The following is a 535-nucleotide window of genomic DNA, read 5'->3' on the forward strand; positions in this document are numbered from 1 at the left end:
TCTTCGATCCGCCGAAGGCCAAGGAAGCGGCGGTGGCGCAGATCGATGCCGGCGTCGACGTCATCTATGCCGAGCGCTTCGGCGTCATCGAGGCGGCGGTGGAGAAGAAGATTCTCGCCATCTCCAACATGTCCGACCAGTCGAGCCTCGGCCCCGACACGGTCATCACCGGCCCGGTGTGGGACATGTATCCGACGGTCGAGCAGGCGATCAAGCTGGTCAAGGCCGGCGTCTTCACCGCGCAGGACTATGGCGACTTCTCGCGCATGGCCAAGGGCGGCTCCTATCTGGCGCCCTACCACAAGTTCGACAAGACGCTGCCGGCGGAGGTCAAGGACCTGGTCGAGAAGAAGAAGGCCGAGATCCTCGAAGGCAATTTCCGCGTCGACGTCGACGAGAACACGCCGGTTTCGGATTGAGGCTTGCGCTCCCCTCCCCCTTGAGGGGAGGGTGGCCCGCAGGGCCGGGAGGGGTCGCCCGCGACGCACTCCATCCTTCAATCAACATCGAGGCGGTTGAGGCGACCCCTCCCCCC

Annotated in this window: 1 protein-coding gene; it reads left to right on the forward strand. The window is 65.0% G+C overall.

Going from position 1 to position 535, the window contains the following annotated elements:
- Nucleotides 1-419: BMP family ABC transporter substrate-binding protein (locus EOA29_RS39510; RefSeq protein ID WP_127222569.1), on the forward strand; the 419-nt coding region annotated here is incomplete at its 5' end.
- Nucleotides 420-535: the final 116 nt, after the last annotated feature.

The sequence above is a fragment of the Mesorhizobium sp. M1E.F.Ca.ET.063.01.1.1 genome (assembly GCF_003998155.1).
Classification (GTDB): domain Bacteria; phylum Pseudomonadota; class Alphaproteobacteria; order Rhizobiales; family Rhizobiaceae; genus Mesorhizobium.